Origin of the sequence: Xanthomonas sp. WHRI 6106 (assembly GCF_040202405.1) — a bacterium.
Taxonomy (GTDB): domain Bacteria; phylum Pseudomonadota; class Gammaproteobacteria; order Xanthomonadales; family Xanthomonadaceae; genus Xanthomonas; species Xanthomonas cannabis.
Genome location: NZ_JBEGFC010000004.1, coordinates 207,512 through 232,896 on the forward strand (window position 1 = coordinate 207,512; position 25,385 = coordinate 232,896).

Sequence of the window (25,385 nt, forward strand, 5' to 3'; positions counted from 1 at the left end):
GGCGATCACGTACCTGATCGACTCTGCGACTCTGCGCCAGTTGGCGCGATCTGCATTTCCTGCGGCGCTGCTCAGTCTGTGGACGGATTGGTGAATGCAGCACGCAGGCCGGACCAGCACTGCTGATAGTCGCCCTGCCGATGACTGGCCTGCAGCGCCTGTTGAGTGGGGCGCAGCACCGCACGGGTTTCGAACATGAACGCCATGGTGTCGGCAATGACGTCCGGACGCGTCAGGTCCGCCTGCGAAGCCTTCTCGAATGTCGCCGCATCCGGGCCGTGCCCGCTCATGCAGTTGTGCAAAGAGGCGCCTCCGGGTGCGAACCCCTCGGCCTTGGCGTCGTAGACGCCCTGCACCAGGCCCATGAATTCGCTGGCCACGTTGCGGTGGAACCATGGCGGGCGGAAGGTGTGCTGCGCCACCAGCCAGCGCGGCGGGAAGATGGCAAAGTCCATGTTTGCGGTGCCGTGCGTGTCGCTGGGCGAGGTCAGCACGGTAAAGATGCTGGGATCGGGGTGATCGAAACTGATCGAACCGATGGTGTTGAAGCGACGCAGGTCGTAGCGATACGGCGCGTAATTGCCGTGCCAGGCAACCACATCCAGCGGCGAGTGGCCAATGTGGGCACGCCACAGATGACCCTGGAATTTGGCGACCAGTTCGAACGCGCCTTCGCGTTGTTCGAAGGCCGCATGCGGCGTTTCGAAATCGCGCGGGTTGGCCAGCCCGTTGGAGCCGATCGGCCCCAGATCGGGCAAGCGCAACAGGCCACCGAAGTTTTCGCACACATAGCCGCGTGCGGTGCCATCCAGCAATTCAACGCGAAACCGCACGCCGCGTGGAATCACGCCGATCTGCTGCGGCTCCAGTTCGAGCACACCCAGCTCGGTGCACACGCGCAGCCGGCCCAGCTGCGGGACCAGCAACAACTCGCCATCGGCGTTATAGAAGAACCGCTCGTGCATGGAGGCATTGGCGGCATACAGATGCACGGCCACGCCCGTCATCGCTTCCGGGCCGCCATTGCCTGCCATGGTGTACAGGCCATCGACAAAATCGGTGGGCACGGATGGCAGTGGCAACGGGCTCCAGCGCAGCTGATCCGGCGGCACCGGCCCGCTGCCGAAGGCGTTGTGCACGTGCGACTGCTCGATGAACGAGAAACTGCCATGCACGGCGGCCGGACGAATGCGATACACCCAGCTGCGCCGGTTCTCGCCGCGCGGCGCGGTGAACGCGGTGCCGGACAACTGCTCGGCATACAGCCCATGCGCCACGCGCTGCGGCGAGTTCTGCCCGACCGGTAGAGCACCGGCAACGGCTTCGGTGGCGAACTCGTTGCCGAAGCCAGTCATGTAGCGCTGTGGGTTGTGCATGGCATGCGTCCGAATGAGCCCCAAGGAGGCTGGGATTTAAGCCCCTCTCCCACCGGGAGAGGGGTTGGGGTGAGGGTACGGTATAGCGACTGTTTTGAAGATCGCTTCAACCACCGCGTCCAGCGAAAGCAGTACATCGTTGTTCCAAAAGCGCAGCACTGTCCAACCCTTCGATTGCAGCCATTGCGTTCTTGCTTGATCGCTGACTTCCTGATGTTGCGATCCGTCCAACTCAACAATCAACATTGCGTCGACACAACAGAAATCTGCGATGTACGGCGGAATCGGATGCTGCCGTCGGAACTTGAAGCCTCGGGGCTGATTCGCACGCAGACAGCGCCAGAGCGCGCGTTCTGCGTCGGTCATTGCTGTTCGTAACGCGCGCGCATTGGTGAGTCCAACGGTGGGTAATGGCGGTTTGATTCGCATCGCTCCACCGTACCCTCCCCCAACCCCTCTCCCGTGGGGAGAGGGGCTTTAAGCACGTGCGGTTTCATTGGCCTATGTTGTCAGGCAACCGCGTTACGGAGTGCGGGGGCTCCACTACGTGCCAATGTGCAGCTGACCCGAATCCCGAATCACCAATATCCAATCCCCGCCCTCAAAGCACCCCACGCTTGATCTGGTCGCGCTCGATGCTTTCGAACAGCGCCTGGAAATTGCCTTCGCCGAAGCCTTCATTGCCCTTGCGCTGGATGATCTCGAAGAAGATCGGGCCGATGCAGTTGGTGGTGAATATCTGCAGCAGCTTGCGTTGCTTGGTATCCGGATCGGCGTCGATCAGGATCTTGTTGCGGCGCAGGCGTTCGACATCTTCGCCATGTTCGGGAATGCGCAGGTCCACCACGTCGAAATAGGTGTCCGGCGTATCCAGGAAGCTCACGCCGGCGGCGCGCATCTTCTCCACGCTGGTATAGATGTCGTCCGTGAAGCAGGCGATGTGCTGGATGCCTTCGCCCTGGTAGGCGTCCAGATACTCGTTGATCTGGCTCTTGGGGTCGGACGATTCGTTGAGCGGGATGCGCACGATGCCGTCCGGGGCGGTCATCGCCTTGGACACCAGGCCGGTCTTGGCGCCCTTGATGTCGAAGTAGCGGATCTCGCGGAAGTTGAACAAGCGCTCGTAATAATCCGACCAGCGCTGCATGTTGCCGAAATACAGGTTGTGGGTGAGGTGGTCGATAAAGGTCAGCCCGAAGCCGGCCGGGTGCTGGTCGGCGCCTTCGATCGGTTCGAAGTCGGCATCGTAGATGCTGCCCGCATCGCCGTAGCGGTCCACCAGGTACAGCATGCAGTCGCCGATGCCCTTGACCACCGGCGCCGGCACCGCACGGGTGTCGGGCTTGTTCTGCACCGCTTCGCCGCCGTTGCCCAGCACCGTCTGCAGCACCGTGTCGGCCGGCGTGCGGAAGCGGATGGCAAAGCCGCAGGCGCAGGGGCCGTGCGCGGCGGCGAAATCGGCCGCAAACGAATCGGGGTCTTCGTTGAGCAGGAAGTTGACCCCGCCCTGGCGATAGACGGTAATGGGGCGGCTGCGGTGACGCAGCACGGCGCTGAAGCCCATCGCGCGGAAATAGTCGTGCAGCTGCGCCGCCTGGCCAGCCGGTGCGGCGAACTCGACGAATTCGAACCCGTCGATGCCCATCGGATTGTCGAAGGTGGTGACCTGCATACCCGGATTCGGGCGGGCTACAGTGGTGTTCGGTTGTGCGCTCATCGTCGTTTCTCCACGCTGGGGCGTCGCAGGGCTATGCGGACTAGCAGAAGACCCGCGAGAATGCGCAGGCCACCCTCCGTTTCTAGTTGCAAATGAAACCAAAATCAAGACACAGTGCAACATGAGCGATCACGACGCCCCCCATCCGCCGCAACACCCCGTGCTGCTCAACCTGGAGCAGTTCCTGCCGTATCGGCTGAGCGTGCTGTCCAACCGCATCAGCAGCAACATCGCCAAGGTATACGGCGATCGTTACGGCATGGCCATTCCGGAGTGGCGGGTGATCACCATCCTGGCGCTGTATCCGGGCTCTTCGGCCAGCGAGGTCTCCGACCGCACGGCGATGGACAAGGTGGCAGTGAGCCGCGCAGTGGCCCGGCTGCTGGAGCGCGGCTTCATCCGCCGCGAAACCCATGGCGACGACCGCCGCCGTTCGATGCTGGCACTGTCGCCGGCCGGGCGCCAGGTCTATGAGACCGTCGCGCCGCTGGTCAACGAGATGGAACAACGGCTGATGTCGGTGTTCAGCGACGAGGAACAGCAACTGCTGGAACGGCTGATCGACCGGCTGGCCAAGGATGGGCTACCACGCATGGCCGGCAAGGACTGAGGGCAGGCTTCGCTCGCCCCCATCCGCCCTGTGGGCAGCTTCCCCCGCAAGCGGGAGAAGGAAGCGCTCCGGCCAATGCGCTTCCAACCACGCTCCCTTTTCCCGCTTGCGGGAGAAGGTGCGCTCCGGCCAACGCGCAACCAACCACACTCCCTTTTCCCGCGCGCGAGAGAAGGAGAAGGCGCCAGGTTTACGAGACCGTCGCTGCGTTGGTCAGCGAGATGGACCAGTGGCTGATATCGATCTTCAGCGCCGATGGGCAGCCGTTGCTGAAGCACCTGATTGTTCGGCTGGCCAGGGACCGGCTGTCACGCATGGTCGGCAAGGACTGACGGCACGCGCTTCGCTCGCCCCCATCCGCCCTGCGGGCACCTTCCCCCGCAAGCGGGAGAAGGAAGCGCCCCGGCCAATGCGCATCCAACCACGCTCCCTTTTCCCGCTTGCGGGAGAAGGAAGCGCTCCGGCCAATGCGCATCCAACCACTCTCCCTTTTCCCGCTTGCGGGAGAAGGAAGCGCTCCGGCCAACGCGCAACCAACCGCACTCCCTTCTCCCGCTTGCGGGAGAAGGTGGCGCAACGCGCCGGATGAGGGCCGCTCCTCGGCGCATCCTCGCAGACACTGCCCGGCCACACGCTTGCGCACGCAGGCCGCACCGTGAGGTGCGCTCAGGCTTCTGGCGGTGCCCACTGCTTGAGGAAATCGAACAACTTCTTGCGATCGAAACCCTCGCCCTTGCGCAGCTCCGGGCCGGCCTGGGTGGTCAGCAGCTTGCCGTCGTTGTCCAGCACTAGCAGCGACGGGTAGTCGTTGAGCTGGGCAAACTGCGACAGGAACGCGGCGTTTTCATTGGCTGCATCGCGGTTGACCTTGACCACCACAAAATGCGCATCGCGGAAGCTGCGCAGCTCGGCGTCGCCGCCCATCAGCTCGTCCAAGGCCTTGCACGGCTCGCAGGCGGCGTTGCCGACATTGAGCACGATGCGCTTGCCGCCGCGCTTGGCCTCGACCTTGGCGGTTTCCAGATCCGCCGCCGGATCGCGCGAGGGGTCGTACTGCGCGTTGAGTGCGGCCGCCGCGGCGATATCGGCCGCGGTTGGCGTGTTGCCCGAGGACACCGGCTGGCTGGGGTCGGCGCTGGGGGGTTTCTGCATCGACGTATCCAGCGGCCGTGGCGCCTCCTGTTGCTCGGTGGGCTGCCCGCAGGCGCTCAACAGGCCCGTCAGCAACAGGCCACAGACCAGGGGTTTGATCGGCATCGCTTTTCTCCTCACTTCACACCATGCATCAGTTTGTTGATCAGCGGCGCGATCAGGAACAGCAGCGCGCCGGCGCCCACCAGCGCCCAGAACCCGAAGGTATATCCGCCCAGCGCCGACGCCACGCTCATGCCTTCGCTTCCGCTGACATGCCCGGCAAAGATACCCGACAGGTTGTTGCCGATGCCGGTGGACAAAAACCAGCCACCCATGCCGAAACCGACCAGGCGCACCGGCGCCAGCTTGGTCACCATCGACAGGCCGATCGGCGACAGGCACAGCTCGCCCACCGACTGGATGACGTAGACCATGAACAAGGTCCAGAACGGGATCTTGCCGGCATCGCTCACCAGGCTGGACAGCGCGAACATCAGCAGCAGGAAGGCCAGGCCGTTGAAGATCAGCCCCAGGCCGAACTTGCGCGGAATCGACGGATTGAAGCGGCCGGACTTGACCCAGATCCAGGCAATGACCGGTGCCAGCGCGATGATGGCGATGGAGTTGACCGACTGGAACCACGCGGTCGGGAAGGTCCAGCTGCCGAAGTTGCGGTTGACGATGTTGTCGGCCAGGAAGGTGAACGAGCTGCCGGCCTGCTCGAAGAACATCCAGAACAGCACGTTGAAGGCGAAGATGATCAGCATCGCGATCACCTTGTCGCGCTGCACCTTGCCCTCGCGAATGCCTTCGACCAGCAGCATCACCGACAGGCCGATGAACAGCGCCGTCAGCACGATCTGCAATACGTCCGCACCCACGGCGAGCAGGAAGTACACACCCGGGATTGCCAGCAGGCAGCCCACCAGCACCGTCAGCACGCGACCGAGGCCCTGCGCGTGCGGTGCCGGCGCGCCGATGCCCTTGAGCTGGGCGCGGCCGATCCAGAACCACACCAGGCTCACCAGCATGCCCACGCCGGAGGCCATGAACACCATCTTGTACGCCGGCATCGCCTCGGTGCCGAACACCTTTTCGGCCAGCAGCTGGGTCAGCACTGGCGAGATCATCGCGCCCAGGTTGATACCCATGTAGAAGATGGTGAAGCCGCTGTCGCGGCGCGGATCGGCCACCGAATACAGCTTGCCGACCATGGTGGAGATGTTCGGCTTGAACAGGCCGTTGCCCACCACCACGGTGGCCAGGCCGATCTCGAACATGGTGTGGTCGGGAATGGCGATCAGGAACAGGCCGGTGGCCATTACCGCCGCGCCCACCAGGATCGAGCGTTGGTAGCCGAGCACACGGTCGGCCACGTAGCCGCCGAAGATCGCCGCCGCATACACCAGCGCCAGATACGCGCCGTAGGTGCGCCCTGCCGGCGCCTGGCCGGTGGCATCGCCGCCGAAGAACTGCGCCACGATGTACAGCACCAGCGCCCAGCGAATGCCGTAGAACGCAAAGCGTTCCCAGAATTCGGTCATGAACAGCATCCACAGCGGCCGGGGGTGGCCGAGCAACGTGGGGAACTCGGGAGGCGCAGGCGGCTGCGGCGGAGTGGAAGCGGATGTCGGCGCAGTTGCGTCAACGCTCATGTGGAGTCCCTTGCGTATTCAGTAATGGCTGGGTGCACCAGGGCCGAACCCTGGGCGACGCGCGAGGATCACTTAGACGTCATGTACGCGTCAAATTCGCCGGAGTCGGCGGCTTGATGACAGTGGTTGGATTGGGCGCGATTTGGCAGCTGTGATGGGTCTCTCACCTGGGTGTGCGAGACCATTGCCAGGGCCCAGGATGGTGCCGAGGTGTTTGCGTCGACAGTGCCCCCCCTATCCCCTATCGCCGCCGCGCCGTCCCTTCTCCCGCCGGGAGAAGGTGCCCGTAGGGCGGATGAGGGTGCGGCGCCGCTGGATGGTGCCGATTGCGGGACATGCCTCGGCTCTGGCTGATCCATAGGGATGAAGCCCGTACCCTCACCCCAACCCCCGCTCCGCGCCCCGGCCCGCGCTCGCGGCGCGGGCGCTCCAAGGCAAGCGCGCCCGTGCGCGCAAGCAATGCCTTATCGCCCCGCCGGGAGAGGGGCTCAGAACATGGCGGCCATGCCCGCATTCCCTTCTCCCGCCGGGAGAAGGTGCCCGTAGGGCGGATGAGGGTGCGGTGCCGCTGGATGGTGCCGATTGCGGGACTCGCTTTGGCTCTGGCTGATCCAAGAGGATGAAGCCCGTACCCTCACCCCAACCCCCGCTCCGCGCCCCGGCCCGCGCTCGCGGCGCGGGCGCTCCGAGGCAAGCGCGCCCGTGCGCGCAAGCAATGCCTTATCGCCCCGCCGGGAGAGGGGCTTCAGCGCGCTCTAACGTACCGCACTGCCCTGCGGTGGGCGGCTGTCCACGCCCACCGACGTGCGCACGTCGAACAGTTCCGGGAAAAATGTCAGTGCCAGCGCCTGCTGCAAAAATCCCACGCCGCTGGAGCCGCCGGTGCCGCGCTTGAAGCCGATCACCCGCATCACCGTGCGCATGTGGCGGAAGCGCCATAGCTGGAATTGGGTTTCCACATCCACCAGGTCTTCGCACAGCGAATACTCGCGCCAGTAGCGGTCGGTGTTTTCGTAGATGCGCTCGAACACCGGGCGCAGGCTGTCGTCGGCCACGTGCGCGGCGGTCCAGTCGCGCGCTTGGTACTGCTGCGGAATCGCATGCCCGAAGCGCGCCAGATAGCGGAGGAATTCCTCGTACAGACTCGGCGCTTCCAGCACGTCGCGCAGCCGCGCCTGGCCCTGCGGGTCGTAGGCGAACACCTGCAACATCTGCGGGTTCTTGTTGCCGAGCAGGAACTCGATGTAGCGGTATTGCAGCGATTGAAAGCCCGACGAGGGGCCGAGCACATCGCGGAAGCCCATGTACTCGCTGGGCGTGAGCGTCTCCAGCACCGACCACTGTTCGGTGAGCTGGCGCAGCACCTGCTTGCTGCGCGCCAGCACCTTGCGGCATTGCCAGACCTCGTCGCGCTGCAAGTGCACGATGGCCGCGCGCAGTTCGTGCGCCAGCAGCTTCAGCCACAGCTCGGAGGTCTGGTGCTGGATGATGAACAGCATTTCGTCGTGATGCGCCGGCTCGGACAGCGGCTGCTGCGCGGACAACAGCTGGTCCAGCCGCAGATAGCCGCCATAGGTCAGCCGCCCCTCCAGATCAGTGTGGATACCGGGTTCCAGGTCACGCAGGTTCTTGTCGACGGGCATGGCGCAGCGCTGAAGATCGGGCCACGCAGGGTAGCGCAGCGGCGGGGATTCGGGATTCGGGATTCGGGAATGGGGAATGGGGAATGGGGAATGGCGGATGGCGGATGGCGGATGGCGGATGGCGGGGAGTATTCGGCCATGGCCATGCCGGCCTTGGCTTGGCTGCTTGCAGCCCCGGCGGGCTTCCCTGAGGGGATCGGGGCCAGCGAGATACCTGCGCAGGTACCTCGTAGAAAACCCATACGCACGAGTGGCACACCCAGCCCTCCGCGTCGAGGCCGCTTCTTTCACCTCTGAACCACTCAGCAGGGGTCCGGCGCAGTCGCATCCACTGCGCCGCTGTCACCCTATCGTCAACCTAGGTCTGCAAATTCATGCAGAATCGAACGGCGCTGCCGGCCAGGGACGTGGCCGGACCAGGGGAGCGTTTCACGTCTCAAGGATCCAGGGGACTCTCATCTCATGCCAGTGTTGCAGTGTCGTGCAGCCTTACTTTTGTGTGGGCTGGCGCTAGCCGGCCATGCCAATGCCCAGGTCGTCATCAGCCAGGTTTACGGCGGTGGCGGCAATAGCGGCGCCACCCTCCGCAGCGATTTCATCGAGCTGCACAACATCGGCAGCAGCACAGTCAGCCTGGACGGCTGGTCGGTGCAGTACGCCTCGGCTGCCGGTAGCAGCTGGCAGGTCACCCCGTTGGCAGGCAGCGTGCCGGCCGGCGGCTACTACCTGGTCAAGCAGGCCGATGGCAGCGGCGGCAGCGTGGCGCTGCCCACGCCCGATGCCACCGGCACGCTGGCCATGAGCGGCACCGCCGGCAAGGTGGCGCTGAGCAATAGCGCCTCCGCGCTGAGCGGCACCTGCCCCACCGGTTACGCGGATCTGGTCGGCTACGGCAGCAATGCCAGCTGCGCCGAAGGCAACGCACCCACGGCGGCGCCCAGCAACACGCTGGCGGTGCTGCGCGGCAATGAAGGCTGCACCGACACCGACAACAACGCAGCCGATTTCGCCACCGGTGCGCCGGCACCGCGCAATAGCGCCAGCGGTGCGCGCCTGTGCAGCGGCGGCGGCCAACCGATCGCTACGCTGGCCGATGTCAGCCAGGCCGAGGGCAATACCGGCACCCGCAGCGTCGTGTTCACGCTGAGCCTGAGCCAGCCGGCCGGCGCGGGCGGGGTGAGCTTCACCGCTGCCACCGTCGATGGCACCGCCACCGCCGGCAGCGACTACGTCGCCCTGCCCGCCACTGCCCTGCGCATCGCCGCTGGCGAACGCACTGCCAGCATTGCGGTGGACGCGGTAGGCGACACCATCGCCGAGCCGGATGAAAGCTTCCGCCTGCAGATCAGCGCGGTTACCGGCGCGCTGCCGGCCACGCTCAGTGCCACCGGCACTATCCTCAACGACGACTTCAGCCTGCTGCCGATCCACGCCATCCAGGGCAAGGGTGCCCGCTCGCCGCTGGACGGCCAGGTCGTCGCCACCTCGGGCATCGTCACCGCACGCCGTAGCGCCGGGTTCTTCCTGCAGGCGCCGGATACCGAAGCCGATGGCGACCCGGCCACCTCCGAAGGCGTCTACGTCTACACCGGCAGCGCACCGCCGGAAGCGGCCGCCATCGGCAACCGGGTGCGCGTGCAGGGCACGGTGATCGAATACGTGCCCACCGCCGACCCGACCCAGCCACCGCTGACCGAAATCGGCGGCAGCGTCACCGTGCTGGCCGATTCCACCGGCAACCCGTTGCCGTCGCCGATAATCCTGCGCCCGGACTTCCCCAACCCCAACGGCGCCTATGACCAGCTCGAAGCGCTGGAAGGCATGCGCGTGGCCGCCGCCAGCCTCACCGTCAATGCGCCCACCGGCGGCAGCGTCAACGAGACCAATGCCACGGCCACCAGCAATGGCGTGTTCCATGCGGTGGTTACCGGCGTGCCGCGTGCCTTCCGCGAGCCGGGCGTGCAGTTGCCCGACCCGCTGCCGGCCGGTTCGCCAGCCGGGGTGCCGCGCTGGAACACCAACCCGGAAGTGATCGCGGTCGGCAGTGCCGGCGTGGGTGGCGAGCGGCTGGATCTGGCCTCCGGCTGCCTGGTGTTCAATGTGGTCGGCCCGCTGGATTACAGCTTCCGCCGCTACACGCTATACCCGGAACGTACCCCGCAGGTGAGCTGCAACGATGCGGATAAACCGCGTCCGGCACCGCTGCCGCAGCCCGACGATGTGGCCGTGGCGACCTACAACATGGAGCGTTTCTTCGACGACCAGAACGACCCGGCGATCGGCGAACCGGTACTCACGCCGGCCGCGTTCCAGGCCCGCCTCAACAAGGCCTCGCTGGCGATCCGCCGTTATCTGCATCTGCCCGATATCCTGGGCACGGTGGAAGTGGAAAGCCTGAGCGTATTGCAGGCGTTGGCGGCGCGCATCAATGCCGACGCAGTGGCCGGCGGGCAGTCCAATCCGCAATACGTGGCCTACCTGCAGGAAGGTAACGACGTCGGCGGTATCGACGTCGGCTTCCTGGTCAAGACCGCCTGGGTCGCCGGCGGCGTGCCGCGTGTAGAAGTGCTCTCCATCGCGCAGGAAGGCAAGACCGCCACCTGGACCGAACCGGCCGGCGGCGTGAGCCTGCTCAACGACCGCCCGCCACTGGTGCTCAGCGCCAACGTGCATCAGGCCGATGGCCGCACGCTGCCGCTGACCGCCATCGTGGTGCATCAGCGCTCGCTCAACGGCGCCGACACCGACGACGCGGCCGGCACCCGCATCCGCGCCAAACGCCAGGCCCAGGCCGAGTATCTGGCGCGCCTGCTGCAGACGCGTCAGCAGCTGAACCCTGACGAGAAAGTGCTGGTGATGGGCGACTTCAACGCCTTCGAATTCAACGACGGCTATGTGGATGCGATGGGCACGGTCACCGGCAAACCGGCGCCGGATGCGCAGACCGTGGTGGGCGGCGATGGTGCCGATCTGGTCAACCCGGATTACACCGACCTGACCTGGTTCAACACGCCCGACCAGAGCTACTCGTACGCCTTCGACGGCAACGTGCAGTCGCTGGATCACATCCTGGCCAACGACGCCCTGATGCGCACGCCGCAGATCGCCTCGCTCTCGGTCGGCCACGCCCGCATCAATGCCGACTTCCCCGGCACTGCGCGCAACGATGCCAATACGCCCACGCGCCTGTCCGATCACGATCCCACCGTGGTGCTGTTGCGGATGACCAAGCAGGTCAATGCGGACCTGGGCGTGGCAGTCACGGCCGCACGCGCGCAGGTCACCGAAGGCGAGCGCATCGACTACACCGTGGATGTGGAAAACCGTGGGCCGGATCGGGCACCGTTCACAGCACTGGCGCTGGTGTTCGACCTGCCGGTGCGGGCACGTATCACGGCTCCGACGGGTTGGATTTGCCAGAACCAGACCAATGCCACGCAGACCACGTTCACCTGCAATCTGCCCGCATTGAACCCCGGCGCCATGCAGAGCTTTGCGGTGCAACTCGATACTGGCGCGGAACTGGCAGGCCGCACCGTGATGCTGGCCGGGTCGGTCGCCTCGCAGTCTCCCGACCCGCAGCCGGACAACAACACCGACACCGCGACGGTCTCGGTGCAGGCACGGCCGCAACCCCGCAGTGACTTGGCGGTGCGTTTCGAGGGCCCCACCAGTCTGCCGACCACCGCCTTCAATGCCAGCTACCGCGTGCTGTTGAGCAACATCGGCGCCGCACCGGCGCAACGCCCCAGCCTGGTAATCGAAGGCAATACGGTGTCGGCGTTGTCGCAGCTGGTGCCGCCGCAGGGCTGGCGCTGCGACAAGCAGGTGCAATCGCTGCGCAGCGCCCGCTTCGTCTGCAGCACTGCGGCGGTGGTATTGCCCGGCGCGCAGGCCGCCTTCCAGCTGACCGTGGCAACCAAGCCACTCCCGGCCGAAGGCGCGGTGCGGGTGCAGGCCACGGCCAGCTCCAGCTCGCCCGATGCCAATCCGGCCGACAACACGGCGCTGATCGTCACCCCGATCGGCGGAGGCAACAGCCGCCGCTGATCGCACTGCAACACGTCGCAGTGGGTTACTGCGACAAAGGGCGCGGCCTGGTCCGCGCCCTTTTTTTTGTGCATCCCAGCATCATTGTGTGCTGCGGTGCAGGACAGCGTTTTGCTCCGCCGTCCTTAACATGGCAACTCATATCATTTGAAACTTCTTGATGAAGGTGTCGCCGCAATGAGCGTAGCCGCGCAGTTCCAGATCGACTATCTGCAATACATGGATGCGGACGGCAACCTCGTCCGCGACGACCTGCCGGCCGACGCCGCCAATCCGCAGACCCTGCTCGCCCTGTTCAAGCGCATGCTGTTCGTGCGCACCTTCGACACCAAGTCGGTGGCCCTGCAGCGCACCGGCAAGCTCGGCACCTACGCGGCCAGCCTTGGCCACGAAGCCACCCACGTGGGCATCGGTGCATCGATGCGCAGCGGCGATGTGTTCGCGCCCAGCTATCGCGAGTACGGCACCATGTTCGAGCGCGGTGTGCGCCCGCGCGATGTGCTGCTGTACTGGGGTGGCGACGAGCGCGGCAGCGACTATCCGCGCGACGCCGATGCGGCCATCGACTTCCCGATCTGCGTGCCCATCTCCACCCAGTGCCTGCATGCAGCCGGCTCGGCGCTGTCGTTCAAGCTGCAGAACAAGCCACAGGTGGCGGTCGCTTGCTGCGGCGACGGCGGCAGCTCCAAGACCGACTTCTATGCCGCACTGAATTCGGCCGGCGCCTACAAGCTGCCGCTGATCCTGTGCGTGATCAACAACGGCTGGGCGATCTCGGTGCCGCGTTCGGCGCAGACCGGCGCGCAGACCCTGGCGCAAAAAGGCCTGGCCGGCGGCCTGCATTGCCTGCAGGTGGACGGCAACGACCTGATTGCGGTGCTCGAAGCCATGCGCCAGGCGCGCGTGCGTGCGCTGGCCGGCGACGGCGGCACGGTGATCGAGTTCATGACCTACCGCCTCACCGATCACACCACGGCCGACGACGCGCGCCGCTATCGTGGCGAAGACGAGGTCAAACAGGCCTGGACCCGCGAGCCGCTGCTGCGCCTGCGCCGCTATCTCACCGCGCAGGGCCTGTGGGACCAGGCGCAGGAAGACGCGTGGAAAGCCGAATGCGGCGCGCGCATCGACGAAGAGGTCAACGCGTACCTGAACACGCCGGTGCAACCGGTGGAGGCGATGTTCGATTACCTCTATGGCGACCCGCCGGCCGCATTGCTGGCACAGCGCGCCGAGGTGATGGCCCTGGAGACGCGTCATGGATGAGCTCAAGCATGCGCCCGCCGACACGTCGCAGCACGCCAATGCCCCTTACAACGCCGCTGCAACGCGCGGAGAAATTGCCATGAGTTCGCCCATCACCCTGATCGAAGCCATCACCCAGGCGCTGTCCTGGGAGCTGGAACACGACCCCGCGGTGCTGGTGCTGGGCGAGGATGTCGGCGTCAACGGCGGCGTGTTCCGCGCCACTGCCGGCCTGCAGCAGCGCTTCGGCAGCGAACGCGTGCTGGACACGCCGCTGGACGAAACCACCATCGCCGGCCTGAGCGTGGGCCTGGCCGCGCAGGGCATGAAGCCGGTGGCCGAAGCGCAGTTCGATGGCTTCGTGTATCCCATGGTCGATCATCTGATCTGTCACGCCGCGCGCCTGCGCAACCGCACCCGTGGCCGTCTGCATTGCCCGATGGTGCTGCGCGTGCCGTGGGGCGGCGGCATCCGCGCACCGGAACACCACAGCGAAGCCAATGAGGCCATCTTCACCAACGTGCCCGGTTTGCGCGTGGTGTTGCCGTCCTCGCCGCAGCGCGCCTACGGCCTGTTGCTGGCCGCCATCCGCGACCCGGACCCGGTGATCTACATGGAGCCCAAGCGCATCTACCGCCAGTACAAGGAAGTGGTGGCCAACGACGGCGAGGCGCTGCCGCTGGATGTGTGCTTCGTGCTGCGCGATGGCACCGACGTCACCCTGGTCACCTGGGGCGCGCAGGTCAAGGAAGCGCTGGAAGCGGCCGACGCACTCGCCGGCGAAGGCATCAGCGCCGAAGTGATCGACGTGGCCACGCTGCGCCCGCTGGACTTCGACACCATTGCCGAATCGGTGGCAAAGACTGGCCGCTGCGTGATCGTGCAGGAAGCCCCGCGCACTGCCGGCTTCGGTGCGGAAATCGCCGCGCAGCTGGCCGAAAAATCCATGTACGACCTGCGCGCTCCGGTCGAACGCGTCACCGGCTACGACACGCATATCCCGCTGTTCCGGCTGGAAATGAAGTATCTGCCCAGCGTGGAGCGCATCGTCACTGCCGCACGGCGCGCCGTGGCTGCCGGCTGACATGCGCGCCCGTCTGCTCTGCACGCACCGCGCCGCCTACGCCAACCCGGTCCGCTTCCAGGCGGGCCAGCGGGTCAGCGTGGGTGTACGCGATGAAGAATGGCCGGCGTTCGCCTGGGTCACCACCGACGACGGCCGTGCCGGCTGGGCGCCGCTGGCCTGGCTGCGCCCGTTGGGCGACGGCATGGCCGAAGCGCTACACGATTACGACGCACGCGAACTCACTGCCGACACCGGCGAGGACGTGTTGCTGCACCACGAACATGGTGGCTGGTGGTGGTCCGAGCGTGCCGATGGCGCGCAGGGCTGGCTGCCGGCGGCCGATCTGGAACTCCTCGACGACACCACGCCGCACGTGCCTGCGGCGCAAGAGAATCTGCCATGAGCGAAAGCAAGACGTTTCATCTGCCGGACCTGGGCGAAGGCCTGCCGGATGCCACCATCGTCGAATGGTTCGTCAAGGAGGGCGACAGCGTGCGCCTGGACGAGCCACTGGTGTCGATGGAAACCGCCAAGGCGGTGGTCGACGTGCCCTCGCCGTTCTCCGGCACCGTGGTCAAGCTGGCCGGCGCGGCCGGCGATGTGATCGTGACCGGTTCCATGCTGGCGCAGTTTGCGCTGGACGCCTCGCAGCCGCAGCGCGCCGATGGCCAGGACACCGGCCACGGGCATGGTCACGGCGCCGCCCAGGCCACGACACCGAGCACCGGCCAGAGCGCGGCCGGCCCCACCGAGCGCGTGGTGGCCTCCGATGACGGCGGCGAAATTGCCGATGCCGACGCCGGCACCGGGCAGCGCGACGACGCCGGTACCGTGGTGGGCGCGATGCAAAGCTCCGACACCGTGCAGAGCGAGCAGGCCATCGCCGTCGGCGGCGTGCGCGCGATGCCGGTGGTGCGGGCGCTGGCGCGCAAGCTGCGCGTGGATCTGGCGCAGGTGCGCGCCACCGGACCGGACGGCACGGTCACGCTGGCAGATGTGAAGCAGGCAGCCGCCGCCGGCACCGCGCAGCCCTCACCCGGCGCGCTTGGCGCGCCGACCTCTCCCGCAGGCGGGAGAGGTGGTGCAATCGCTGACGGTAGGAGAGCCGCTGGGATCGCTGCCGACGGCAGAGCGGCGACCCTTCTCCCGCCTGCGGGAGAAGGTGCCCGCAGGGCGGATGAGGGCAGCTCTGCCCGCTCGCCGCTCTCAGCCAGCGGCAAGCCGATGCGCACCCAATCGCCCGGCATCAGCGCCAAGGGCCAGCCCGAACAGCTCAAGGGCGTGCGCCGCAACATGGCGCGCGTGATGGCCGATGCGCACAGCAAGGTGGTGCCGACCACGCTCAACGACGACGCCGACCTGCATGCCTGGCAGCCCGGTAACGACGTCACCGTGCGCCTGGTGCGCGCCATCGTGCGCGCGTGCCAGGCAGTGCCCGCGCTCAATGCCTGGTTCGATGGCGATGCACTCAGCCGCACCCTGCACCATCAGGTCGATGTCGGCATCGCGGTGGACACCGAAGAAGGCCTGTTCGTGCCCGCGCTGCGCAATGCCGACATGCTGGATGCGCACGGCATCCGCGAGGGCGTCAACCGCCTGCGCCAGCAGGTGGAAAGCCGCAGCATCGCCGCCTCGGAACTGAGCGGTTACACCATCTCGCTGTCCAACTTCGGCATGTTCGCCGGCCGCTACGCCACACCGGTGGTGGTGCCGCCGTGCGTGGCGATCGTGGCTGCCGGCCGTGCGCGCTATCAGCTCACCCCGGTCATGGGCGGGGTGGAAACCCACAAGGTCATGCCGCTGTCGCTGACCTTCGATCACCGCGCCGCCACCGGCGGCGAAGCCGCACGCTTCCTGCGCGCGATGCTGGACGATCTGGCGCTGGCCAGCTGAGGCGCAGCGGGCAACTGGCCTCGCCCATCGCTGGATGGGCGCGGCTGGCCTGGCGGCTGCCATCCGCAGGCCAGCGATTCGGCGGTTGCGAGCCTGGATTGTCGCGCGGCAGGGTTGTCGAGCGGCGATCTGCGGCCTGCCTGCAAGGCCGCTGCGGACCGACGCAGTGTTCGCCGGACACCCCGAGTGAGGGGCGACCAAGCGATTGCAGTGCAATGCCTGGATAATCGGCGCATGTCATTTTCCAATCTCTCGCTGTCGCCGCAGCTGCAGCCGTTCTTCGACACCGCGCTGGCCAAGGCCGGCGTGCGCACGCCCACACCGATTCAGCAACGGGCCATCGGGCCGATGCTGGCCGGACGCGATCTGATTGCCATGGCGCAGACTGGTTCGGGCAAGACCCTGGCCTATGCGTTGCCGCTGCTGCAGCAACGCATGCTGGCGCCGGAGAGCGCACCGCGCGTGCTCGGCGCGCTGGTACTGGTGCCCACCCGCGAGCTGGCTGCACAGGTGGACGACACGCTGCGCCAGCTGGCGGCGCATCTGCCGCGGCGCCTGAAGACGGTGCTCGCCACCGGCGGCAGTTCGATCAATCCGCAGTTGCTGGCGTTGCGCGGTGGCGCCGACATCGTGGTGGCCACGCCCGGCCGGCTGCTGGATCTGGTCGAACACAACGCGCTGCGCCTGAGCGAGGTAGCCACGCTGGTGCTGGACGAAGCCGACCGCCTGCTGGAGCTGGGCTTCGGCGCCGAGCTCGATCGCATCCTGGCGTTGCTGCCTGCGCAGCGGCAGAGCGTGCTGTTTTCGGCCACCTATCCGCCGGCCATCGCCGCGCTGGCAAAACGCCGCCTGCGCGACCCGCTGCGCATCACCATCGAGGCCACGCCGGAGCAGGCACCGGCAATCGCACAGCGCGCGATCACGGTGGATGCCGGCCAACGCACGCAGTTGCTGCGTCATCTGCTGCAGGAACACGCATGGCCGCAGCTGCTGGTGTTCGTCGCCAGCCGCCACACCGCCGAGAAGGTCGCCGAAAAACTGGGCAAGACCGGCATCACGGTCCAGCCGCTGCATGGCGACCTGAGCCAGGGCCGCCGCGAACGCACGCTGCGCGCGTTCAAGCAGCACGAGGTGCAAGTGCTGGTGGCCACCGATCTGGCCGGGCGCGGCATCGACATCGACGCGCTACCGGCGGTGCTCAATTACGACCTGCCCCGCTCCACCGTCGACTACACCCACCGCATCGGGCGCACCGCACGCGCCGGCGCCAGCGGCGTGGCAATCAGCTTCGTCACCGCCGACAACGCCCAGCAATGGCGGCTGATCGAAAAACGCCAGGCGCTGCGTGTCGCCCCCGAGATCGTCCCCGGCTTCGAACCGACGCCCGGCGAGCCCGCTGCGGGCTCGCCCATCCGCGCAGCCGACGACAACGGCGGCATCAAGGGCAAGCGGCCCAGCAAGAAGGACAAGTTGCGCGCGGCTGCGCAGGCTGCGGCCAAACCGGACTGACGCGCCAGCAGCGCGGCACATCGCGTTGCGCAGGCACCTCGATCCGCGGGCGACGCGCGGTGACAGGACCCCGTTGCCGCAGTACAGCCGCGCAGGTCCAGTTCGCCGCTAACCACATGGCGACAAATGCCGCCTTATGCGGAGCGCGACGAAGCTGGCGTACAACCTGGCGATCCGCATCCGTTAGCTACGGACGCCGCAGCGCAACCTCAGCGCCTGCAGGGTGCAGCCGTTTTCCGGCCTGCAGCATCGCCTGCCCGGCCGCTGCGCAACCGCGATGAAAGCCGCGCTTCAAGCGCACGACAGCAGCCAACAGCTAGGAGTGGACGCTGCAAGGGCACTGCGCTGCACGCGTGTTAGATGCCGGTCCAGTGCACCGGCCGCGCCGTCATGGTGGCGGCGCAGTCGTCATGAGAGCGGCGCTCAGTCCTGCTCGAAATCCAGCTCACCGCCGGCCAGCGCATCGCCGTCGGTGCGCGGGGTACGCTTGGCGGGCTTGCGCAGGATTTCCACGAAGAACTGGTCGCCACCTTCGCTGGTGAGCGTGTTGATCGCGCGGATCAGCTCTGCCGGCGGCAGCGGCTGCGCACTGGCTTCGTCCACGCCAAAGCGCATGTCGAAGTCCCAGTAGTCCGCACCTTCCGGCAACTCCTTGCGGCGCTCGCGACGGATGTACTTGCGGATATCGTGCTTGCTGGACTCCAGCAGACGATCGCGGTTCTTGCCTTCAAGGTTGAGCTGGTAGGTCTTGCGCATGGCGACATCGTTCCGGAACTGGCCGCCTATTGTGAGGCCACGTGGCCGTTGTGGGGGAATCGTCGGCGTTCCGGTGGATCGATCAGCAGGCTCGCAGACTGATCGGGGCATGCAGTCGCCGGGCCGGCGCGCCCCACCCAGCACCGATCCACGCATGGCGCGCGACTGTAAACATCGGCCGCTCCCAGGTCACTGCAGAGCGGCAGATGCCGATTCCAGCGCCGCAGCCGGAGGACTCGCTACAAACGCCTGCTCGGCCGCAATCACCTCATCGGCGTGGTCCTGGCACCAGTGCAGCAGCGCGATCAGCGGCGCTTCCAGAGTGTCGCCCAACGGCGTGCGCCGGTATTGCACGGCCACCGGCGAGGAGGAAATCACTTCCCTGCTGATCAACCCGATCCGTTCCAGGCGCCGCAGCGCTTCGGTCAACGATTTGTGCGTCACGCCATCCAGTTGCCGTTTGATCTGGTTGAAGCGCGTCGGCCCATTGCATAGCACCGTCATGATCATGACCGACCACTTGTTGGCGATCGGCTCCAGCACCGTGCGGATGTCCGCAATGCGATAGAGATCGCAGGGCGCAGTGGTTTCCTCGGCCATATCTAGTTACCTATAGGTGCGTAATTGAAACTAAGTATAGGATGGATATCATCTCGCTGGCACTGAACACCGATTCGACGGGGCGTGGCCGCGTCCAATCCCGCATCGACAACCAACGAGAGACTGTCCATGTCAACGAATGAGCTCCACGGCAAAGTGGCCTTGATTACCGGCGCCTCCAGCGGCATCGGCAACGCAACGGCAAAGAAACTCGCAGCGGCCGGCATGAAGGTCGGCCTTGCGGCGCGGCGCACCGAACGGCTGCAGGCGTTGAAGTCGGACATCGAGCAGGCAGGCGGCCAAGCGCTGGTGCTGGAAATGGATGTTGCCAACAAGGACTCGGTCAACGCAGGCGTGGCAGCACTGATCGCGGCTTATGGCGCAATCGACGTGCTGGTCAACAATGCCGGCATCATGCCGCTGTCCAGCATCGACGATTTCCATACCAACGAATGGGAACAGATGATCGACGTCAATGTGAAAGGCGTGCTCAATGTGGCCGCAGCGGTACTGCCGCAGATGATCAAGCAACATTCCGGCCACGTCTTCAACACATCCTCGATCGCCGGGCGCAAGGTCTTTGGTCAGGGATTTGCGGTGTACTCGGCAAGCAAGTTTGCAGTAACCGCCTTCACCGAAGGCCTGCGGATGGAAGTCGGCAAGAAGCACAACATCCGTGTCACCAGCATTCAACCGGGCATTGTCGCAACCGAGCTTCCGGCACAGACCACCAGCGCAGAATATCAGGCCATGATGGCCGGTTTCGCCGGCACGGTGCGGATGCTGGATCCGATGGACATTGCCGACACCATCCTGTTCGCGGCGCAGGCACCGGCGAACGTCAACATTGCCGAGGTGTATGTGGTGCCGACCGATCAGGTGTAACGGGTGCTCGACCACTGCATGCAGCCGGATCCCGGCTGCATGGGGACGCGCCGCTTTACGGCGTCAGCCCAACCCGAGTTGCTTGCGCAGGCTGCCATCCACCGCACCGGCGGGCATGAAGCGGCGCAGCTTGCGCAGCAGCGATGCCTGCCCCGGGGGCGTGCGACGCATGTGCCATGCACCTAGCGCGGCGTCCACCACGGTGCTGGCTACGTCCTGCGGTTCCGGTGCGTTGTCGATATGGCCGGTGACCGCACGGCTGACCACGCCGCGTTCGCGGTCGTACTCGGCAATCGGGGTCTGCGCCACCGGCGAATTGCTGCCCAGGCTGGTCTTGGTATACGCCGGCTCCACCAATGTCACCCGGATACCGAACTGGCGCAGCTCATGGTCCAGCGATTCGGACAGCCCTTCCACCGCGTGCTTGGAGGCGGCGTACACGCCCATGTACGGCGCCGGCAGAAATCCCAGTACCGAGCTGACGTTGACGATGCGTCCCGCGCGTTGTGCACGCATGTGCGGCAGCACCGCCTGGAGAGTGCGCAGGATGCCCAGCACATTGGTATCCAACAGCGCGGCGGCCTCTTCGACACTGGTTTCCTCCACCGCGCCGACCAGGTTGGCGCCGGCATTGTTGACCAGCACATCGATGCGGCCGCTGTGCCCAACGATGCCGTCGACGACCCGTTTGATGGACGCTGCATCGCGGATATCCATCTCGACCAGCTCCACGTTCGGCAGCGGTGTTGCGCCAGCGCGATTGCGCACCGTGCCGTAGACGATGCAGCCACGCGCGGCAAAACGCGCGGCGGCCACGCGCCCGATCCCGGACGAGACGCCGGTGATCAGCACCACAGTCTGTTGTTGCATTGCAGGTTCCTCGAAAGAAAGGAGAACAGCGTGCGCTTACGCAGCAAGGCCGACGCGAGCGCCGCGGTTCGAAAGAGATGCAAGGACCACACGCCTGGGCGACGGCAACACCGCTGCCGCCGCCCCGGCGCCTTACGCGTGCTGTGCCACCGCAGGCTTACTGCCGGTGGTGTCGGGCCGGATCTTGAACCAGATCGAATACATTGCCGGCAGGAACACCAGGGTCAGGATGGTGCCGGCCAGGGTGCCGCCGATCAGCGTGTAGGCCAGCGTGCCCCAGAACACCGAATGGGTGAGCGGGATGAACGCCAGGATCGCCGCCAGCGCGGTCAGGATCACCGGCCGCGCACGCTGCACGGTGGCTTCCACCAAGGCATGGAACGGGTCCAGTCCTTCGGCTTCGTTGTGATGGATCTGCCCGATCAGGATCAGCGTGTTGCGCATCAGGATGCCCGACAGCGCAATCAACCCCACCAGCGCATTGATGCCGAACGGCTGCTGGAACAGGATCAAGGTCGGCACCACGCCGATCAGGCCGAGCGGGCTGGTCAGGAACACCATCACCATCGCCGAGATCGAGCGCACCTGCAGGATGATGATGAGTAAGGTGGCCGCCAGCATGATCGGGAACAACGGCAGCATCGCGGTTGTGGCCTTGCCGGATTCCTCGATGGAGCCAGCCTCCTTGATCTGATACCCGCCAGGCAATTTGTCGATGATCGGCTGCAGCTGCTTGGTGATCGCTGCCGAGACATCCGGCGGCTGCAGCTGGTCGTCGACATCGCCACCCACGGTGATCGTCGGCACCCGATCACGGCGACGCATGACCGGCTCTTCCATGCGCACATCCACCTTGCCCACCTGCGACAGCGGCACGCGCTGGCCATTGCCACCGGCCAGGGTGAAGTCGGCGATGCGGGCCGGGTCGAAGCGCGTGTCGCCGGCCGACCGCGCCACTACCTGCACGCTGCGGATATCCTCGCGCACCAGCGTGATCGGCACGCCGGACAGCAGGAACTGCAGCTGCTGGGCAACCGCGGTCGAGGTCAAGCCCACTGCCTGCAGGCGGTCCTGGTCCAGGCTGAAATGCAGCGTCGGTGTGCGCACGCCCCAGTCGGTATTGACGGTGCGCAGCATCGGGCTGTCCTGCATGACCTGCTTGACCTGCGCGGCAATGCCACGCAGCACCTGCGGGTCGGGACCGCTTACCCGGTAGGCCACCGGAAACTGCGAGTACGGGCCGAAGGTCAGTTGCGTCACGCGCACGCGCGCTTCCGGTGCCAGGCCTTGCGCGATCGCCTCACGCAAGCGCAGCTTCAGCGCATCGCGCTCGTGCTGGTCGTCGGTACGCACCACGATCTTGGCGAACGAAGGGTCCGGCAGTTCCGGGCCCATCGCCAGGAAGAAGCGCGGCGCACCCTGACCGATGTACGCGGTCACGATCTTCGCTTCCTTCTGCCTGGACAGCCAGGCTTCCACCTTGGCGGCCGCCGCACTGGTCTGGGTGATCGCAGTGCCGTACGGCAGCTGCACTTCCACCAGCACTTCGGGGCGGTCGGAGATCGGGAAGAACTGCTTCTTGACGATGCCCATGCCGACGATCGCCAGCACGAACAGTCCCACCACCGAACCGGCCACCAGCCACTTGCGCGCAATCACGCGGCCCAGCGCATCGCGAAAGCGGTTGTAGCGCGGCGTGTCGTACATCGCCGCGTGCCCGCCTTCGACCTTCTTCAGGTCGGGCAGCATCTTCACGCCCAGGTAGGGCGTGAACACCACCGCCACCACCCACGACACGATCAACGCGATACCCACGATCCAGAACATGTTGCTGGTGTATTCGCCGGCCGTGGAGGCAGCAAATCCGTTCGGCATGAAGCCGACTGCCGTGACCAGGGTGCCGGACAACATCGGCGCAGCGGTGTGGCTCCACGCGTACGCCGATGCGGCGACGCGGCCATAGCCTTCTTCCATCTTCACCACCATCATCTCGATCGCGATGATGGCGTCGTCCACCAGCAAGCCCAGCGCCAGGATCAGCGAGCCCAGCGTGATGCGGTCGAAATTCTTGCCGGTGGCAAGCATCACCACGAACACCGCCGCCAGCGTCAGCGGCACGGCTGCCGCCACCACGATGCCCACCCGCCAGCCCATGCTGACGAAGCACACCAGCATCACCACCAGCAGCGCGACGAAGAACTTGGTCATGAACTCGCCGACCGACGCGTCGATGTTGACCGCCTGGTCGGTGACCTTGCTCAGGCTCATGCCCAGCGGCAGCTCGGCATTGATTGCGCTGACTTCGCTGTCCAGCGATTTGCCCAGATCCAGGCCGTTCCAGCCATCGCGCATGATGATGCCCAGCAGCAACGCCGGTTCGCCGCCGCTGCGGATCATGAAGGTGGACGGATCTTCGTAACCGCGTTTGACGGTGGCGATATCGGACAATTTCAGCGTGCGGCCCTGTACCACCAACGGGGTGTCGCGGATCTTCTGCAGGCTGTCCAGCGCGCCATCCAGGCGAATGAATACCTGCGGCCCGCGCGTTTCCACCGACCCGGCGGCATTCAAGGCGTTCTGTGCGTTGAGTGCGGCAAACACGTCCTGCGGACTGACACCCAGCGTGGCCAGACGCTCATGCGAGAACTCGACAAAGATGCGCTCGGGCTGCTCGCCGATGATATTGACCTTCTTGACGCCCGGCACGTGCAGGATGCGCTGGCGCAGGGTCTCGGCATCGCGTGCCAGCAACCGCTGCGGCTCGCCCTTGGCCTTGAGCGCGAACAGCGCAAAGGTGACGTCGGCATATTCGTCGTTGATCAGCGGCCCGATCACCCCGGCCGGCAGGTTGGCCACTTCATCGCCGGCTTTCTTGCGCGCCTGGTAGAACTGCTCCTGCACCTCACCGGGCGGGGTGCTGTCCATCAAGGTCAGCGTCGTGAACGCAAGACCGGGGCGCGTGTAGGTTTCGGTACGGTCGTACCAGCGCAATTCCTGCATGCGCTTTTCGAGTTTTTCGGCCACCTGGTCCTGCATTTCCTGCGGCGTGGCGCCCGGCCAGGCGGTCACGATCGTCATCACCTTGATGGTGAATGCCGGGTCTTCGGCACGCCCGAGCTTGAGAAACGCCACCAGGCCGGCCAGCGAAATCAGGAAGATCAGAAACAGCGTGATGGAGCGCTCGCGCACGGCGAGCGCCGAGAGATTGAACCGGCCCTCGCTCACGGCTGCGCTCCTGCCGCCTTGGCGGTGTTGCCAGCGGTGGCGGCAGTGCTGCCGGCAGCACCGGCACCGGCGATGCGTACCTGCGCACCGTCGCGCAGCAGGTGTGCTCCCAACGCCACGATGCGCTCGCCGCGCGCCAGCGTGCCGGCGACATTGGCATGGTCATCGTCCAGCCCCAGCACCGTCACCGGCCGCCAGCTCACCTTGGTCGGGTTGCCCGCAATTACCCACACGCCCGGGCCCTTGCCGGCATCGAACAGCGCGGCCAGCGGTACCTGCAGGCCGGCCTGGGTGCCGGCTGTGGTGGTGCCGGGAACGCGCACGCTGACCGTGGTGCCAAGCGGCGCCTGCGCCAGCGCGCCGTCGAGCACGTAGCGGGCCTCGAAGGTGCGCGTGAGCCGGTCGGCACTCTCGGACAGCTGGCGCAAGGTGGCCGGCACGCTGACGGCGGCGTTGCCGAACAGCGTGGCCTGGGCCACCGAGCCGACCTGAGGGCGCAGGGTTTCCGGCAGCTGGATCACCGCCTCGCGCGGGCCGGCATGCGCCAGCCGCACCACCGGCTGCCCGGCCGCGACCACCTGGCCCGGCTCGACCAGGGTCTCCATCACCACGCCATCGGCATCGGCCAGCAGGTCGGAGTAACGGTTGGCGTTGCGCGCCACGTCGGCCTGGGCCTGGGCGGCGCTCAGCTGCGCCTTGGCCGCATCGGCGGCGGCCTTGATCTGGTCGTAGGCCGAGGCCGAGATGGCACCGGTGCCGCGCAGGTCGCGGTAGCGGGCCTCGTCGTCGGTGGCCTGCTGGGCGCGGGCACGCGCGGCGGCGACCGCGTCCTGCTGCGCACGGGCAGCCAGCTGCAGATCCACCGGGTCGATGCGCATCAACGGCTGCCCGCGCTTGACGCTCTGGCCGGCATCGACCAGCCGTGCGGACACCTTGCCGGCCACCCGGAAGCCCAGGTCGCTCTGGACCCGCGCCGCGACGGTGCCGGAAAAGCTGCGCGCCGCACTGCTGGCGTCGCCCACCGTGGCTACCCGGACCAGCGGGGTGGCAGTGCGTGGATCAGGCTGTGCCTTTCCGCCGCAGGCACTCAGTGCCAGCGGCAGGACACACAGGACGGTGGAGGTAACGAGGCGGCGCCGAAGCATGGGAAT

The 25,385-nt window shown here is 66.3% G+C and carries 19 protein-coding genes; 8 read left to right on the forward strand and 11 right to left on the reverse strand.

What is annotated here, in order from left to right; translation table 11 throughout:
- Nucleotides 1-71: 71 nt before the first annotated feature.
- From hmgA to hppD, 3 genes are all read right to left on the reverse strand, one after another.
- On the reverse strand, nt 72-1,376 hold the full coding sequence (gene hmgA, locus ABQZ09_RS08535; protein ID WP_349776656.1) for a homogentisate 1,2-dioxygenase: 1,305 nt from the start codon (nt 1,374-1,376) through the stop codon (nt 72-74).
- Nucleotides 1,377-1,412: 36 nt separating this feature from the next.
- A complete protein-coding gene (locus tag ABQZ09_RS08540; protein ID WP_349776657.1) occupies nt 1,413-1,805 on the reverse strand; it encodes an endonuclease domain-containing protein in 393 nt (130 codons plus the stop codon).
- A gap of 172 nt (nt 1,806-1,977) precedes the next feature.
- Entirely contained in the window at nt 1,978-3,093 is a 1,116-nt protein-coding gene (gene hppD, locus ABQZ09_RS08545; RefSeq protein ID WP_349776658.1) for a 4-hydroxyphenylpyruvate dioxygenase, read from the reverse strand.
- Nucleotides 3,094-3,214: 121 nt separating this feature from the next.
- Here hppD and ABQZ09_RS08550 point away from each other — a divergent pair, with 121 nt between their 5' ends.
- On the forward strand, nt 3,215-3,703 hold the full coding sequence (locus ABQZ09_RS08550; protein ID WP_039412698.1) for a MarR family winged helix-turn-helix transcriptional regulator: 489 nt from the start codon (nt 3,215-3,217) through the stop codon (nt 3,701-3,703).
- A gap of 666 nt (nt 3,704-4,369) precedes the next feature.
- Here ABQZ09_RS08550 and ABQZ09_RS08560 read toward each other — a convergent pair.
- The 3 genes from ABQZ09_RS08560 to ABQZ09_RS08570 all read right to left on the reverse strand — a co-directional run bounded on the left by ABQZ09_RS08560 (nt 4,370) and on the right by ABQZ09_RS08570 (nt 8,135).
- The gene (locus ABQZ09_RS08560) at nt 4,370-4,960 is read right to left on the reverse strand and encodes a thioredoxin family protein (protein WP_039412695.1); all 591 of its coding nucleotides are present in this window, start codon (nt 4,958-4,960) and stop codon (nt 4,370-4,372) included.
- 11 nt (nt 4,961-4,971) lie between these two features.
- A complete protein-coding gene (locus ABQZ09_RS08565; RefSeq protein WP_349776659.1) occupies nt 4,972-6,492 on the reverse strand; it encodes a peptide MFS transporter in 1,521 nt (506 codons plus the stop codon).
- A 755-nt stretch (nt 6,493-7,247) separates the two neighbouring features.
- A complete protein-coding gene (locus ABQZ09_RS08570; RefSeq protein WP_228313416.1) occupies nt 7,248-8,135 on the reverse strand; it encodes a tryptophan 2,3-dioxygenase in 888 nt (295 codons plus the stop codon).
- 462 nt (nt 8,136-8,597) lie between these two features.
- Here ABQZ09_RS08570 and ABQZ09_RS08575 point away from each other — a divergent pair, with 462 nt between their 5' ends.
- The 6 genes from ABQZ09_RS08575 to ABQZ09_RS08600 all read left to right on the forward strand — a co-directional run bounded on the left by ABQZ09_RS08575 (nt 8,598) and on the right by ABQZ09_RS08600 (nt 17,898).
- The gene (locus tag ABQZ09_RS08575) at nt 8,598-12,185 is read left to right on the forward strand and encodes a lamin tail domain-containing protein (RefSeq protein ID WP_349776660.1); all 3,588 of its coding nucleotides are present in this window, start codon (nt 8,598-8,600) and stop codon (nt 12,183-12,185) included.
- A gap of 177 nt (nt 12,186-12,362) precedes the next feature.
- Complete coding sequence (pdhA, locus tag ABQZ09_RS08580) at nt 12,363-13,451, forward strand: pyruvate dehydrogenase (acetyl-transferring) E1 component subunit alpha (protein ID WP_039407955.1); 1,089 nt, start codon at nt 12,363-12,365, stop codon at nt 13,449-13,451.
- Nucleotides 13,444-14,514 carry an alpha-ketoacid dehydrogenase subunit beta gene (locus tag ABQZ09_RS08585; RefSeq protein ID WP_349776661.1) on the forward strand — a complete coding sequence of 357 codons (1,071 nt, stop codon included), beginning with the start codon at nt 13,444-13,446 and terminating at the stop codon, nt 14,512-14,514. Before pdhA ends, ABQZ09_RS08585 begins: the two co-directional genes overlap by 8 nt.
- Before the next feature lies 1 nt (nt 14,515).
- A complete protein-coding gene (locus ABQZ09_RS08590; protein WP_039407948.1) occupies nt 14,516-14,899 on the forward strand; it encodes an SH3 domain-containing protein in 384 nt (127 codons plus the stop codon).
- The gene (locus ABQZ09_RS08595) at nt 14,896-16,389 is read left to right on the forward strand and encodes a dihydrolipoamide acetyltransferase family protein (RefSeq protein WP_349776662.1); all 1,494 of its coding nucleotides are present in this window, start codon (nt 14,896-14,898) and stop codon (nt 16,387-16,389) included. The genes ABQZ09_RS08590 and ABQZ09_RS08595 overlap by 4 nt, the downstream gene beginning before the upstream one ends.
- A gap of 234 nt (nt 16,390-16,623) precedes the next feature.
- On the forward strand, nt 16,624-17,898 hold the full coding sequence (locus tag ABQZ09_RS08600; RefSeq protein WP_349776663.1) for a DEAD/DEAH box helicase: 1,275 nt from the start codon (nt 16,624-16,626) through the stop codon (nt 17,896-17,898).
- A gap of 423 nt (nt 17,899-18,321) precedes the next feature.
- Here ABQZ09_RS08600 and ABQZ09_RS08605 read toward each other — a convergent pair whose 3' ends face one another.
- Both ABQZ09_RS08605 and ABQZ09_RS08610 read right to left on the reverse strand, forming a co-directional pair.
- A complete protein-coding gene (locus tag ABQZ09_RS08605) occupies nt 18,322-18,654 on the reverse strand; it encodes a DUF6172 family protein (protein WP_039407940.1) in 333 nt (110 codons plus the stop codon).
- A 189-nt stretch (nt 18,655-18,843) separates the two neighbouring features.
- Nucleotides 18,844-19,254 (reverse strand): winged helix-turn-helix transcriptional regulator, encoded by a 411-nt coding sequence (locus ABQZ09_RS08610; protein ID WP_349776664.1) that lies wholly within the window; start codon nt 19,252-19,254, stop codon nt 18,844-18,846.
- 84 nt (nt 19,255-19,338) lie between these two features.
- Between ABQZ09_RS08610 and ABQZ09_RS08615 the strand changes: the two genes are divergently transcribed.
- Nucleotides 19,339-20,139 carry an SDR family oxidoreductase gene (locus ABQZ09_RS08615; RefSeq protein WP_338121411.1) on the forward strand — a complete coding sequence of 267 codons (801 nt, stop codon included), beginning with the start codon at nt 19,339-19,341 and terminating at the stop codon, nt 20,137-20,139.
- A gap of 63 nt (nt 20,140-20,202) precedes the next feature.
- Here ABQZ09_RS08615 and ABQZ09_RS08620 read toward each other — a convergent pair whose 3' ends face one another.
- The 3 genes from ABQZ09_RS08620 to ABQZ09_RS08630 form a co-directional block, all read right to left on the reverse strand.
- Complete coding sequence (locus tag ABQZ09_RS08620) at nt 20,203-21,009, reverse strand: oxidoreductase (RefSeq protein ID WP_349776665.1); 807 nt, start codon at nt 21,007-21,009, stop codon at nt 20,203-20,205.
- A 132-nt stretch (nt 21,010-21,141) separates the two neighbouring features.
- Nucleotides 21,142-24,234, reverse strand: a complete 3,093-nt coding sequence (locus ABQZ09_RS08625) for an efflux RND transporter permease subunit (protein ID WP_349776666.1) — start codon at nt 24,232-24,234, stop codon at nt 21,142-21,144.
- Nucleotides 24,231-25,379, reverse strand: coding sequence for an efflux RND transporter periplasmic adaptor subunit (locus tag ABQZ09_RS08630; RefSeq protein WP_349776667.1), 1,149 nt, complete (start codon nt 25,377-25,379; stop codon nt 24,231-24,233). Before ABQZ09_RS08630 ends, ABQZ09_RS08625 begins: the two co-directional genes overlap by 4 nt.
- Nucleotides 25,380-25,385: the final 6 nt, after the last annotated feature.